Below are 12,931 nucleotides of genomic sequence, written 5' to 3'. Positions count from 1 at the left end.
CTTTTTTCTGAAATGGAGAAGGGTTATTTTTACAACATAATAAAAAAAGGAGCGTGGGAAAAGATTCCCGCCTTCGCGGGAATGACATGATCACAAACGACCAACTCCAAGACCTTCGCGACCGCCTGGAAGCGTTAAGGCAATATCTTTGACGTAGCCAGAAAGCGCATCGAGATACAAAACGAAGAAGAAAAAACATTCGATCCAAATTTTTGGAACAATCCGCGGGAAGCGGAAGCTTTTATGAAAACGCATCGGAATAAAAAGAAATGGGTAGAAGATTATGACACCGCCCTAGCTTTAACCGATGACGCCGAAATACTCTACGAATTCTTTAAGGAAGGCGAAGGCGAAGCAGAAAGTGTAGAGATACGGTATGGAAAAGCTATAGAAGCTATAGAAGCGTTAGAATTCCGAAATATGCTGAGTGCCGAAGGGGATGATCTTTCGGCGGTACTTCAAATCACAGCTGGTGCTGGTGGTACCGAAAGTTGCGATTGGGCACAGATGCTTATGCGCATGTATTTAATGTGGGCCGAAAAAAACGGATATAAAGTAAAAGAGCTCAATTATCAGGCAGGGGATGTTGCGGGAATAAAAACCGTGACACTCGAAATTGATGGTGATTTTGGTTTCGGTTGGTTAAAAGGTGAAAATGGCGTACATAGATTAGTGCGAATTTCTCCTTTTGATAGTAACGCCAAGCGCCATACGAGTTTTGCGAGTGTCTATGTGTATCCCTTAGCCGATGATACTATTGAAATAGACATTAACCCAGCCGATATTAACTGGGAATTTGCCCGTAGTTCTGGCGCTGGTGGACAAAATGTAAACAAGGTAGAAACCAAAGCTATCCTGACGCACCATCCTTCGGGGATAGTGATTCATAATTCCGAAACACGTAGCCAACTGGAAAATCGTCAAAAAGCGATGCAAATGTTGAAGTCTCAGTTATACGAAATCGAGCTTCGGAAACAACAAGAAAAACGTGCCGAGATTGAAGGGAACAAAATGGCGATTGAGTGGGGCAGCCAGATTAGAAACTATGTGCTACAACCCTACAAATTGGTGAAAGACGTACGCACCAATCACGAAAGCACCAATCCAGACGCTGTGTTAGATGGCTATATCGATGAGTTTTTAAAGGCTTACTTAATGATGGCTGGGCAAGATGAGGCTAGTGATGAGCTATAGGTTGTGAGTTGTGAGTTGTGAGTTGTGAGTTGTGAGTTGTGAGTTGTGAGTGAAAAATAAATAATTTCAGCATAAAAAAAAGACCTTTTCAAATACATGAAAAGGTCTTTTTAGTTTTTATATTTCTGTATAGCTTACTTCGCTTCTGCTATTACGTCGAAAGTAAAAGTAGAAATTACTTCTCTGTGGAAACGGATGGTTGCTTCATACTGTCCGGTACGCTTAATAGCACCACCAGCAACTGAGATAAATTTCTTCTCAATTGAAACACCTTCTTTATCCAAAGCATCTGCTAAATCTGCATCGGTAACCGAACCAAAAAGTTTGTCACCTTCTCCAGTCTTAGCAGTAATTTTAAACTCTACTAAGTTATTTAATTTATCTGCTTCTTTTTGAGCGCTTTCTATAACACTCTTCTCTTTATATGCACGTTGTTTCAACGTTTCTGCCAATACTTTTCTCGCAGAAGGAGTTGCCAATACAGCTGCTCCATTAGGGATCAAGTAGTTTCTTCCGTACCCGTTTTTTACAGTAACAACGTCATCTGTAAACCCTAGGTGCTCTACGTCTTTCTTTAATATCAATTCCATGGTTGTCCTGTTTTCTATTTATATAAATCGGTTACATAAGGCATCAAAGCTAAGTGACGTGCTCTTTTTACGGCCACGGCTACTTTGCGTTGGTACTTTAAAGAAGTTCCTGTTAAACGACGTGGCAACAATTTACCTTGTTCGTTTACAAATCCTCCTAGCCAGTCTGCATCTTTGTAATCTACATACTTAATACCAGACTTCTTAAAACGACAGTACTTCTTCGCTTTGCTCGTTTCTATGTTAAGCGGAGTAAGATATCTTATCTCTCCGTCTTTTTTTCCTTTTGCTTGCTGTTGTAATGTTGCCATAACTTATGCGGTTTTCTTTTGTTTTTTATCACGAGTTCTTCTTCTTTCTGCCCAAGAAATTGCATGCTTGTCTAGGCTTACAGTAAGGTAACGCATAATACGTTCGTCACGTCTAAATTCTACCTCAAGGGCATTAATTGCCTCTCCAGTTACAGTGTACTCAAATAAGTGATAAAAACCACTTTTTTTGTGTTGGATAGCGTAGGCTAATTTCTTTAGCCCCCAGTCCTCTTTGGATATCATCTTTGCATCTTTAGAAATAAGAATATCTTCGTATTTCTTTACTGTTTCCTTTATCTGTTCTTCAGATAAAACGGGATTCAAGATGAAAACAGTTTCGTAATGATTCATAAAAAATCTATTAATAGTTTAAATAAACACTAGCACCTTGCTAATGAGCGTGCAAAAATAGTACTTTTATTAAAACTAACAAACCCTTATGCAGTGTATTTTTACTGAAATAACACAATTAAAGTATCTTTAAAAATGTAAGTGTTTTCTTTCCCCACTAGTTAAAATGTAATATTTACACGATAAAAGTTAAAAAAACTTACCATTCGTCGATATTTTTTAATATACTTGTAGACCAATTCAACTTAACCGTGGAGAAACCTATATTAAAATGCGCTATCGTAGACGATTCTACGTTACAACGACTTTCGATTGTAAAATTGATTGAAAATCATCCCTCTTTAGACCTCGTAGCTGAGTATAATAATGCTATTGAAGCAAAAATGGGATTGGCTACCACAGAAATAGATCTTATCTTTTTAGATATTGAAATGCCTATACTTTCTGGTTTTGACCTATTGGATGACCTTACCCACAAACCACAGATTATTTTTGTTACAGGTAAAACCAAATATGCCTTTAAAGCTTTTGACTACGACGCAGTGGATTACCTAAGGAAACCTATTTCTAAAGATCGCTTCTTAAATGCAGTACACAAAGCAATTACAAACTTTAAGTTAAAGAATGACGACGGTTTTGACGAAGAAGACTTTATTTTTGTAAAAAGTAATTTGAAAAAGCGAAAAGTTTTCTTAAACGAACTACGCTACATTGAAGCCCTTGGAGATTATGTAAAACTTGTAACCGAGCACGATGCCCTTGTCGTACTCTCTACCATGAAAGCTTTTGAAAGCTTACTACCTTCTGAACGTTTTTTACGTATTCACAAATCGTACATTGTAAATCTCGAAAAGGTTGAAAAATACAATAGCAAGGTGATTGAGCTCGATAAAGAACAACTGCCACTAAGTAGAAACCGAAAATCTGAATTGATCGAAGCACTTGCAGCTACTATGCGCGCTTAATAATTATCTACATCTATAGTAAGTTTAACGCTGGAGAAATCTTTGATAGCGTCAAAAGTCTGTTGAATTTTCCCAATAACCCTCTTTGTTTTTCCTAAAGATTGTTGCTTAGGTATTTTTACCATGATATTGGTTATAAATTGATTTCGCACCCTTCCCACTGGTGGTGGTTCTGGTCCTAGAATATTTTCTTTAAACTGAACCTGCAAAGCCCTCGCAAACCATATCGATGCCTTTTGCATCACCTCATAATTCCTATGCCTAAAAGTTATTTTAATAGTACGATAAAATGGCGGATACTTAAATTGATATCTATCTTCTGTTTGTTCTTTGTACATCGCCTCATACGCGTTCGCGCTTACCTGTTGTAAAATTTGATGCAGCGGATTAAACGTTTGTATCAATACAGTTCCTCTTTTCTTTGTGCGCCCTGCCCTACCCGATACTTGCTGTAATAACTGAAAGCATCGTTCGTGGGCCCTAAAATCTGGAAAGTTCAGTAACGTATCGGCATTCATAACGCCTACAAGGCTTACATTTCTGAAATCTAATCCCTTGGCAACCATTTGTGTCCCAACCAAGATATCGACTTCCCGGTTCTCCAATTTCTCAATAATCTTAGCATAGGCATGTTTGCCCCGGGTAGTATCCTGATCCATTCTGGCAACCGTATGCTCTGGAAAAAGTGATTTTAATTCGGTTTCTATTTGCTCTGTCCCAAAACCTTTGGTGTCCAGAGTTGGATTTCCACAAGCAAAACAAGCCGCCATCATTTGCATGTTAAAGCCACAATAGTGACAGCGCAATTGTCCTTTGTGTTTATGATACGTAAGGCTCACATCGCAATTGGGGCATTGGGGAGCTGTTCCACACGTTTTACACTCTACAAAAGGAGAAAAACCGCGTCTATTTTGAAACAAGATTACCTGTTCCTCATTGTCCAATGCTGCCTGAATGGATTCTACCAAACGATCGCTAAAATGGCCTTTCATTAATTTCTTCTTGTGTTTTTCTTTAATGTCTACCAACTCAATTTCTGGCATCATTACATTTCCAAAACGTTCTGTAAGCGACACCAATCCATATTTATCGTGCTGGGCGTTGTAATAAGTCTCTAAGGATGGTGTGGCACTTCCCAAGAGGGTTTTTGCCTGATGTAAATTGGCCAGGACAATTGCCGCATCTCTACCGTGGTAACGTGGCGAAGGGTTGTATTGTTTAAAAGAAGGTTCGTGTTCCTCATCTACAACTAGCAATCCTAACTTCTGAAAGGGTAAAAACAACGAAGAGCGTGCGCCAATGACAATTTGTGCTTTCGGTTTATTCTCCAACACGTTGTTCCAAACCTCTACCCTTTCATTGACAGAATATTTGGAATGATACACCGAAACTTGTTCCCCAAAATAATTTTGTAATCGAGTAATCAGTTGTGTAGTCAAGGCAATTTCAGGAAGCATGTATAATACTTGTTTTCCTTGTTTTAAAATTTCAGAAATAAGTTTTACGTACACTTCCGTTTTTCCGCTGGAAGTAACACCGTGGAGTAACGTAATATCCTTTTCAGTAAAAGTTTCTTTAATAGTTTTAAACGCAGTTTTTTGCGCTTCGCTTAAGGCTTTAATAGGATTGGTATCTTCTCCAGAATATTGTACCCGATCCTGTTGCTCGTAAAATTCTTCTAAAATATGTTTATCCAGTAACGATTTTAGCACACTGGCAGTTGTATTACTTTGTTTCTGAAGTAGTGTAGACTCAATCGGTTTTCTTTCTTTTGAGGAAAGCATAAAAAGCGTCATCAAAACTTCTTTCTGTTTTGGTGCTCGATGCATCGAGTCTAATAATTCTCTTAAGTTTTCTTCGGAAGTGTAAGGAGCAGCTAGTTTTATATAGCGCTTCATTTTGGGCGTGTACTGCTCGTAGACTTCTTCTTCGATGGTAATAACTCCTTTTTCAAATAGGGATTGTGTTACCGAAACCACATTCTTCCGGTCCAAAATAGAGCGCACATCGTTTATATGAAGCGAAGATTGGTTCCGCAGTGCCTCCACTATTAAAAAACCATCGTCTGTTAATTCAACATCTTCTACTTTTGCGTCGTCAATCAACTTAATAATAGTTTCACTTTCTAATAAAAACGCACTGGGCAAGGCGGCTCTTACTACTTCGCCCAACGTACACATATAATAAGCAGCCATCCATTCCCAATGTTTTAATTGGATTTCGGTAATGATGGGGTTTTCATCCAGTATTTGATCTATCGTTTTGGTTTCATACGTGGGAGGGTCGTTACTATGTACTTTGTATACAATTCCAGTATATACTTTGGACTTCCCAAAAGGTACAGCCACGCGCATTCCTGGACGTAAAAAGAAAGCTTCATCTTTATTTACACTGTAGGTGAAACGTTGCTTTAATGGAATTGGAAGTATGACGTCTATAAAATACAATTTGGTAAGTTGGTTATCGAGTTATCTAGGAATTGGGTACTTAGTGTATGGGTCATGGTTTCTCAAAAAAACTGGGACAGACTATGGTTCGTAAAAATAAAAAAGGTCGTTCAATAATTGAACGACCTTTGGTGTTACTTATTAACAGTATTATTGAGCTCGCACCCAATATTGGGTTCTTCCTAACAGGGCAAATCCTACATAGCCACGTACTTTTAATTTATTGGCCTCTTCCAGTTCAATGTAGCATTTATATAAGGTTCCCGTTTCTGGATCGAGGATTTTTCCGCCGTTATATTCATCTCCGTCTTTTTCAAGACCTCTTATAAACACCATCCCCTTAATAGGCGTATCTTTATCGGCTCCTTCACATTCGGTACACAGAGCATCTTCACGCTCTTTATTAAAAATCTCGATAATTTTACCATAGACTTTACCATTTTGTTCGTAAATCTCTACAATAGATTTTGCTTCTCCGGAATTGTCGTCAATGGTTTTCCATTTCCCTACAACACTCTGTGCCGAAAGGGTTGAAAAAGTTACTAAAAGGATTGCAAGCGTACTTAATATATTTTTCATAGTATTTTTTCGGTTTATTATTTACCTAACATTTCTTTTTTAAGCTTCGTATCTGCGGGATTATCGCCTAGCCAAATTCCGAAAAGTGCCTTTTTAAAAGCCATTCCAGTAATGGTTCCTAATTCTTTTCCATTTTTGTAAGCAACAACGCCCGTTCCTTTTTGGTAGGTAATATCGAAAATATTTCCCTCTACAATTTCAGCACTAAAGAAACTGATAAATTTTTCAATTTCTGAAGACAGCGAAGAGGTGTTTCCGTTCATTGAGGCATCAAACCCTTCACTTACCGCATCACTCATAGCCTCACTAGAAACAAATCCAGATGTGATATGCAATTTGATAGCCATAGTCTCGTCTGCATTCACAATATTTTTTGCGTCTGAAGATTTTTTCTGAAGGTATAATCCACCAGAATATAATTTGAGGACAAAAGCTTTTTTACGGATTCCTGCACCATTTAATGCTAAGTCTTCACCACCAAAATTCACTGAATTTGGTAACGTAACAGCGCCCACTTGGGTTTGGGCAATAGTTGCATTTACTGTAAATGCTACAACGAGGAGTACTAGTAATTTTTTCATTTTTAAGTAGTTAAGGTTTGTTATTAGTTTTTGTGTTTATTTTTTATCCTTTAAGCGCTGCAATGATATGTTAAGTTCAAACCCTAGCAGCAAGAGGTTTGCATTTATCCAAATATATAACATCATAATTAATAATGCTCCAATGGAACCATAGAGTTCGTTATAATTTGAAAAGTTATTGATGTAAATAGTGAAAAAATAAGTAGTTCCTAAAAACAGCAATGTGGTGATAAGTGCTCCTACCGAAAGAAAATGAGAATGCTTCCCTTCTTTAGTTCCAAAATAATAGAGCGTAGAAATTATTATATAAATCATGACTACAAAGACCGTAAACTGAAGGGCCGTTATCCAAAAAACATCGTCACTTATATAACTCCTTCCCAACAAGTCGGCGATAACATATTCACCATAGGATATCACTCCCACTGTAATAAGCAACAACAATGCCAAAAAGAGGGACACCAGGAAGGCTATACCGTACTGCCTGAAGAAGTTTCGGTTTATGGTGACGTGGAAAGAGTACTCGAAGGCACTAAAAATTGCATTCACTCCGTTAGCTGCTAAAAACAAGGATAAAATTATAGAAACTGAAAGTAATCCACCCCTGGTGTTTACGGCGATATCTGCTATAGTTGGATAGAAAAACTCTACGGTTTGCGCTGGTAATAACTCCTCAATAAAAACAAGGAAACGCGTTTGAAAACCTTCCACAGGCACATAGGGAATTAAGTTTAATATGAACAATAAAAAGGGAAATAGCGCCACAAAAAAACTATAGGCAATAGAACTGGCACGCGAGGAAAATGTTCCTTTTATAATGCCGGTTCCGTAAATTTCAAGTAGGTGATAAAGTGAGAGTCCGCTGGATTTTATGACAATTATCTGCTTACTTTTTTTCAAGAAAAAGGTACCAATAGGAAACAGTATTTGTGTTATCTTATTGAAAATACCTTTTTTAGGTTGTTGTTCGGTATGTTCGGCAACCTCCTTTTCGCTCATTAAACAGCTTTTAAACTTAGGTCCATGTTGTACACAGAATGAGTCAATGCCCCGCTGGAAATATAATCTACGCCACACTCGGCATACTTCTTTGCGGTTTCAAGATTAATACCGCCACTGGACTCCGTAAGGCAGGTATCGCCAATCATCTCCACGGCTTTTCGGGTATCTTCGTAATTAAAGTTGTCTATTAAAATCCGGTACACACCTTCATTTTCTAAAATTTCGGCTATTTCTTCCAAGTTTCGGGCTTCGACAATTATTTTTAACGCCAAGCTATTTTCTTCCAGATACCGATGGGTTGTCTGGATTGCTTTTGTAATTCCGCCGCAAAAATCTATATGGTTATCTTTTAACATAATCATATCATACAGCGCAAATCTGTGGTTTTCTCCACCTCCAATTTTTACCGCCCATTTCTCTAAAGCACGAATGCCGGGTGTTGTTTTACGCGTATCTAGGATTTTAGTATTTGTACCTTCCAATACTTCAACAAATTTGTTGGTTTTAGTGGCAATGGCACTCATACGCTGCATGGCATTCAGTACCAAACGTTCAGATTTAAGAATGGATTGTGAACTACCTGAAACATAAAAGGCAATATCACCATAGTTTACAGGTTGGCCATCTTCAATGTTTACCTCTATTTTCAAACCCGTGTCCACATAATCAAAAACCTGTTTTGCAAAATCTATCCCCGCAATAATCCCGGTATCTTTTACCAGTAATTTGGCCTTTCCCATTGCTTCTTCTGGAATGCAAGCTAAGGAGCTATGATCACCATCACCAACGTCCTCACGAATGGCATTGGCTATGATGCGGTCTATTTCTTTCTGGAATTTTCTTTCTGAAATCATCTGTTATCCTCAATTTTTAGCTAAGTTATAAAAAGCAGAGCAGTATAAAGTAGGGAGGATGCTATAAATACGCTAAAACAAAAAATTACACCGAAAATATTTATTACCTCAATTTCAGAAATAGTACCTTGCATTTGTATTTTAACAGCATTCTGAATCAAAAAGCTCCTAAACTTTTGAAATTAAAAAGCCCTTTTAACTCTGTAGATTTTAGTTCCAAAATATGCTCGCTATGGGGAACTGCACTAGTTTTTGCTTCCATTTTATGCTTCGGTTCTTGTGCTGAGGATATAAATGAAAATAGAGATCATTTCGTTTTTCGGTATAATGAGCATAGCAATATTTCATCCTTAGACCCAGCTTTTGCACGTGACCAACGCAATATATGGCCTGCCAACCAATTATTTAATGGTTTAATTCAATTAGACGATTCCTTGCAGATTAAACCAGACATTGCTAAGTCGTGGGAAATTGTAGATTCTACCTGCACCTATTATTTTACGCTGCGGAACGATGTGTTTTTTCACCAAAATAAAGTTTTTGGAAAAGATAGTACTAGAAAAGTTACCGCCCATGATTTTGAATATAGTTTTAACCGGCTCGTAGACCCCAAAGTAGCTTCTCCAGGAAGTTGGGTAATGAACAATGTAGAACTTGTAAAAGCGGAAAACGATAGCGTCCTAAAAATTTTAATGAAAAATTCCTTCCCGCCTTTTTTGGGTATGTTAGGGATGCGTTATTTTTCGGTGGTACCTAAAGAAGCTGTAGCTTTTTACGGAAATGAATTTAGGAGAAATCCTGTGGGTACTGGTCCTTTTCAATTTAAACTCTGGGAAGAAAATATAAAATTGGTTTTAAGAAGAAATAACCAGTATTTTGAAATCGATGAGAAAGGCAATCAGCTTCCGTATTTGGAAGCAGTAGCCATTACTTTTTTACCCGATAAGCAAAGTGAGTTTTTGCAATTTACACAGGGTCGATTAGACTTCATCAGTGGGCTGGACAACTCTTTTAAAGACGAAATAATTACTACCACGGGACAATTACAACCGAATTATGAAAGCTCGGTAACGTTAAGTACCTCACCCTACCTCAACACAGAATACCTCGGATTTTTTATGAATACTGAAAGCCAGGAAATACAAAGTTTACCGCTTCGCCAAGCCATAAATTACGGTTTTGATCGTGATAAAATGGTAAAATACCTTCGCAACGGCATGGGTATTCCCGCCGTAAACGGAATGATCCCCAAAGGCCTCCCTGGTTTTGATGCTATTGAAGGCTACGATTACAACCCAGAAAAAGCCAGGGAATTACTGGCGCAATACATAGCTGAAACAGGGGATACCCAACCCGAAATTACCATAGGCACCAACAGCCAGTATTTAGACATTTGCGAATACATACAGCGGGAGTTGGAAAAAATTGGTATTAACGTCACCATAGATGTGATGCCGCCATCTACCCTTCGACAGATGAAAAGTAGCGGCGAGCTCCCTATTTTTAGAGCCAGCTGGATTGCAGATTACCCAGATGCCGAAAACTATCTCTCCCTTTTTTACAGTGAAAACTTCACTCCCAACGGCCCCAACTACACCCACTACAAAAATGAAACGTTTGACAGCCTATACGTAGCAGCACAAAACATATCCACTATTGACGATCGAAAACGGCTCTACACACAAATGGATAGTTTAGTAACCTCGCAAGCGCCCGTGGTACCATTATTTTATGATATGGCGGTTCGGTTTGTTTCAAAAAAAGTAAGCGGATTGGGAATTAACCCACAGAATCTTTTGGTATTGAAGCGGGTTAAAAAGGAGGAGTAGGTTAGAAGCTTTATACAATATAGAAGAACTTAATATTAAACAGATGCCACTAAAAGAACTTAAAAAAAGACCTAGTATTGAACAAAACAAAAGACTTGAAAAGGCTTATGTTCAATTTACCACCCTTTTAACGGAATTGAGAAAAAGGAGTCTTCCCGAAGAAATCACAACCCCTATTAATACTGAAATCGACACCATAAATTCAGTTTCAGATTCTGAAAAAGAACTTAAAAAACAACTACGAAAATCGCAATCCAATATTCTTAGAATGCTAGAGAAAGAGCTTAAAATCGTGGCCAAAAATCATTATAGAAATTTGTGGATGGCCATAGGAATGTCTGTATTTGGGATTCCTCTTGGCGTTGCTTTTGGTACAAGTCTTGGAAATATGGGGCTTCTTGGCGTTGGATTACCTATAGGTATGGTGATTGGGTTAGCCGTAGGTATTACTATGGATAAAAAAGCTTTGGAAGCAGGAAGACAATTGGACCTGGAAATAAAATAGAACCCACGAACAGGTTTGTCTAAAACGATTACAAACAATCCAACCCATCAGCAATCATATGTAGTACTAAGCCAATACCAACAATTCTAGTTTTTCTGAAAAACACAAATCCAACATACACTCCAATCGCCCAATAACTATGTAAGGGGTGAAAGCCAATACTACAGCGGTTGGGATCAAAAATGGGATAGGCTAGCAAATGGTCCAGGTCTACGAGCATGGTAGCCAATAATATTCCATATACAACTATCCAATGCTTCCGAAAAAACAACAACGCAATAAACAGCGGCACTACAAAATGCAATCCATAATGGAAGATAGATTGCAACATTTACTGAAGCTTCATCATTCGTTTAATCCATTTTAAACGTGATTTGGAATGTGGAAAGTATTTTAACGGAAATTCCAGCCACGTAGCTTTGTCCAGAATACTTTTAGCATGGCTAAAACAATCAAAACCAGCTTTACCGTGATAGCTACCAATACCACTGGCTCCAACGCCTCCAAAAGGCATTTTAGGATTGGTGATGTGCATTACAGCATCGTTTACCGCACCGCCACCAAAAGATAGCTCTTGCAGTACTTTTTCTCTAGTATGTGAGGAAGACGTAAAAATATATGCCGACAATGGTTTTGGATATTTCTTTACTTCGGTAATTGCTTCGTCTATATTGGTGTAGGTAAGTATTGGTAAAATAGGACCAAATATTTCTTCCTGCATGGCCGTATCTTTAAACGTTGCGTTTTGCAAAATAGTTGGTTCTATATATTTTTTATAGGCGTCTGTTTTTCCGCCGTAAAAAACTTTAGACGGATCTATCATTTTGGCGAGCCTTTCAAAATTTGTGTCGTTTATAATTTGTACGTAATTATGATTAGCGATGGAGAATTGTTCTTTTTTAATTTCAGCTTCTAAGGCCTCCAGAAATTTTTGGTTGATACTTTGTTCCACCATTACATAATCCGGAGCGATGCAGGTTTGACCTGCATTCAAGAATTTTGCCCATACCAAACGTTTTACAGTCATGGGTAGATTGCAATCTTTGGTCACAAACGCTGGGCTTTTTCCGCCTAATTCTAAAGTGACAGGCGTTAAGTGTTTTGCTGCTGCTTGGTACACAATCTTCCCTACTTTGGTACTTCCTGTAAAGAAAATTTTATCGAAATTTTGTTCTAAAAGCGCTGTAGTTTCTTCTACGCCACCTTCAACTACTTTAAATATATTTGGATTAAATGTTGCATTGATGAGTTTTGCCATAATTCGGCTTGTTGCGCCCGGCAATTCACTTGGCTTTAACACCACAGTATTTCCTGCTGCTAATGCAGCGATGGCTGGTGCCAGGGATAACTGGTAGGGATAGTTCCACGCACCAATTACCAAACAAACGCCCAGAGGTTCTTTTAGCACATAACTTTTAGCAGGAAAGTTTAATAAGTTGGTAGAAACTTTTTCTCTGCGCGCCCATTTATAAAGATTGCGTTTAGCGTGTTTAATATCATAATACACCAAAGCCAGCTCGCTTATGTAGGTATCAAATTCAGACTTTTTAAAGTCTTTGTAAATGGCTTCAAAAAGCAATTTTTCATTGTCTTTTAAAAGGTAATATAGTTTGTTTAGCTGCTCAATTCTAAACCGAAGTTCTTTGGTAGTATTTGTGTTGAAAAACTCGCGCTGGGCATTAATAAGTTCTTGCATTAGGGCATATAAATTTTAATAAAGATA

Annotated in this window: 14 protein-coding genes; 4 read left to right on the top strand and 10 right to left on the bottom strand. The window is 38.0% G+C overall.

Features of this window, described 5'->3' with window-relative positions; genetic code table 11:
- Positions 1 to 86 precede the first annotated feature (86 nt).
- Positions 87 to 1,194, top strand: a protein-coding gene (prfB, locus tag ACQ2HF_RS10065) for a peptide chain release factor 2 (RefSeq protein ID WP_432413079.1) whose coding sequence is annotated in 2 segments (ribosomal slippage) — positions 87 to 149 and positions 151 to 1,194 — 1,107 coding nt in all. Because the reading frame shifts where the segments join, the coding sequence is not laid out codon by codon here.
- Between the two features lie 134 nt (positions 1,195 to 1,328).
- Here prfB and rplI read toward each other — a convergent pair.
- From rplI to rpsF, 3 genes are read right to left on the bottom strand one after another with little or no spacing between them, the layout of a single operon-like run.
- Positions 1,329 to 1,784, bottom strand: a complete 456-nt coding sequence (gene rplI / locus ACQ2HF_RS10060; protein WP_432410296.1) for a 50S ribosomal protein L9 — start codon at positions 1,782 to 1,784, stop codon at positions 1,329 to 1,331.
- A gap of 14 nt (positions 1,785 to 1,798) precedes the next feature.
- Positions 1,799 to 2,095, bottom strand: coding sequence for a 30S ribosomal protein S18 (rpsR, locus tag ACQ2HF_RS10055; protein WP_432410295.1), 297 nt, complete (start codon positions 2,093 to 2,095; stop codon positions 1,799 to 1,801).
- 3 nt (positions 2,096 to 2,098) lie between these two features.
- Positions 2,099 to 2,446 carry a 30S ribosomal protein S6 gene (gene rpsF / locus ACQ2HF_RS10050; protein ID WP_432410294.1) on the bottom strand — a complete coding sequence of 116 codons (348 nt, stop codon included), beginning with the start codon at positions 2,444 to 2,446 and terminating at the stop codon, positions 2,099 to 2,101.
- 251 nt (positions 2,447 to 2,697) lie between these two features.
- On the opposite strand from rpsF, the gene ACQ2HF_RS10045 reads away from it, so the two are divergent.
- Positions 2,698 to 3,411, top strand: a complete 714-nt coding sequence (locus ACQ2HF_RS10045) for a LytR/AlgR family response regulator transcription factor (RefSeq protein ID WP_432410293.1) — start codon at positions 2,698 to 2,700, stop codon at positions 3,409 to 3,411.
- On the opposite strand, the gene priA is transcribed toward ACQ2HF_RS10045, so the two are convergent.
- From priA to nadC, 5 genes are all read right to left on the bottom strand, one after another.
- On the bottom strand, positions 3,408 to 5,858 hold the full coding sequence (gene priA / locus ACQ2HF_RS10040) for a replication restart helicase PriA (RefSeq protein WP_432410292.1): 2,451 nt from the start codon (positions 5,856 to 5,858) through the stop codon (positions 3,408 to 3,410). The genes ACQ2HF_RS10045 and priA overlap by 4 nt on opposite strands.
- A gap of 150 nt (positions 5,859 to 6,008) precedes the next feature.
- A complete protein-coding gene (locus ACQ2HF_RS10035; RefSeq protein WP_432410291.1) occupies positions 6,009 to 6,437 on the bottom strand; it encodes a DUF2147 domain-containing protein in 429 nt (142 codons plus the stop codon).
- A 17-nt stretch (positions 6,438 to 6,454) separates the two neighbouring features.
- A complete protein-coding gene (locus tag ACQ2HF_RS10030) occupies positions 6,455 to 7,018 on the bottom strand; it encodes a chalcone isomerase family protein (RefSeq protein ID WP_432410290.1) in 564 nt (187 codons plus the stop codon).
- Between the two features lie 36 nt (positions 7,019 to 7,054).
- Positions 7,055 to 8,017 (bottom strand): YihY/virulence factor BrkB family protein, encoded by a 963-nt coding sequence (locus ACQ2HF_RS10025; protein ID WP_432410289.1) that lies wholly within the window; start codon positions 8,015 to 8,017, stop codon positions 7,055 to 7,057.
- A complete protein-coding gene (gene nadC / locus ACQ2HF_RS10020) occupies positions 8,017 to 8,874 on the bottom strand; it encodes a carboxylating nicotinate-nucleotide diphosphorylase (RefSeq protein WP_432410288.1) in 858 nt (285 codons plus the stop codon). Before nadC ends, ACQ2HF_RS10025 begins: the two co-directional genes overlap by 1 nt.
- 176 nt (positions 8,875 to 9,050) lie before the next feature.
- Here nadC and ACQ2HF_RS10015 point away from each other — a divergent pair, with 176 nt between their 5' ends.
- Together ACQ2HF_RS10015 and ACQ2HF_RS10010 are read left to right on the top strand one after the other, a co-directional pair.
- On the top strand, positions 9,051 to 10,703 hold the full coding sequence (locus tag ACQ2HF_RS10015; RefSeq protein WP_432410287.1) for an ABC transporter substrate-binding protein: 1,653 nt from the start codon (positions 9,051 to 9,053) through the stop codon (positions 10,701 to 10,703).
- Positions 10,704 to 10,746: 43 nt separating this feature from the next.
- A complete protein-coding gene (locus ACQ2HF_RS10010; protein ID WP_432410286.1) occupies positions 10,747 to 11,208 on the top strand; it encodes a hypothetical protein in 462 nt (153 codons plus the stop codon).
- 28 nt (positions 11,209 to 11,236) lie between these two features.
- On the opposite strand, the gene ACQ2HF_RS10005 is transcribed toward ACQ2HF_RS10010, so the two are convergent.
- Positions 11,237 to 11,539: a DUF6122 family protein gene (locus tag ACQ2HF_RS10005; protein ID WP_432410285.1), complete on the bottom strand. Its 303-nt coding sequence runs from the start codon at positions 11,537 to 11,539 to the stop codon at positions 11,237 to 11,239.
- Entirely contained in the window at positions 11,540 to 12,904 is a 1,365-nt protein-coding gene (locus ACQ2HF_RS10000) for an aldehyde dehydrogenase (protein ID WP_432410284.1), read from the bottom strand.
- Positions 12,905 to 12,931 lie beyond the last annotated feature (27 nt).

The sequence above is a fragment of the Rasiella sp. SM2506 genome (assembly GCF_050859505.1).
GTDB lineage: Bacteria > Bacteroidota > Bacteroidia > Flavobacteriales > Flavobacteriaceae > Marinirhabdus.
This window is presented reverse-complemented; position numbering and strand designations above follow the sequence as displayed.

Coding starts and splice junctions, on each gene's coding strand:
- rplI (WP_432410296.1), bottom strand. CDS start 1,784: ATGGAATTGATATTAAAGAAAGACGTAGAGCACCTAGGGTTTACAGAT.
- rpsR (WP_432410295.1), bottom strand. CDS start 2,095: ATGGCAACATTACAACAGCAAGCAAAAGGAAAAAAAGACGGAGAGATA.
- rpsF (WP_432410294.1), bottom strand. CDS start 2,446: ATGAATCATTACGAAACTGTTTTCATCTTGAATCCCGTTTTATCTGAA.
- ACQ2HF_RS10035 (WP_432410291.1), bottom strand. CDS start 6,437: ATGAAAAATATATTAAGTACGCTTGCAATCCTTTTAGTAACTTTTTCA.
- ACQ2HF_RS10030 (WP_432410290.1), bottom strand. CDS start 7,018: ATGAAAAAATTACTAGTACTCCTCGTTGTAGCATTTACAGTAAATGCA.
- ACQ2HF_RS10025 (WP_432410289.1), bottom strand. CDS start 8,017: ATGAGCGAAAAGGAGGTTGCCGAACATACCGAACAACAACCTAAAAAA.
- nadC (WP_432410288.1), bottom strand. CDS start 8,874: ATGATTTCAGAAAGAAAATTCCAGAAAGAAATAGACCGCATCATAGCC.
- ACQ2HF_RS10010 (WP_432410286.1), top strand. CDS start 10,747: ATGCCACTAAAAGAACTTAAAAAAAGACCTAGTATTGAACAAAACAAA.
- ACQ2HF_RS10005 (WP_432410285.1), bottom strand. CDS start 11,539: ATGTTGCAATCTATCTTCCATTATGGATTGCATTTTGTAGTGCCGCTG.
- ACQ2HF_RS10000 (WP_432410284.1), bottom strand. CDS start 12,904: ATGCAAGAACTTATTAATGCCCAGCGCGAGTTTTTCAACACAAATACT.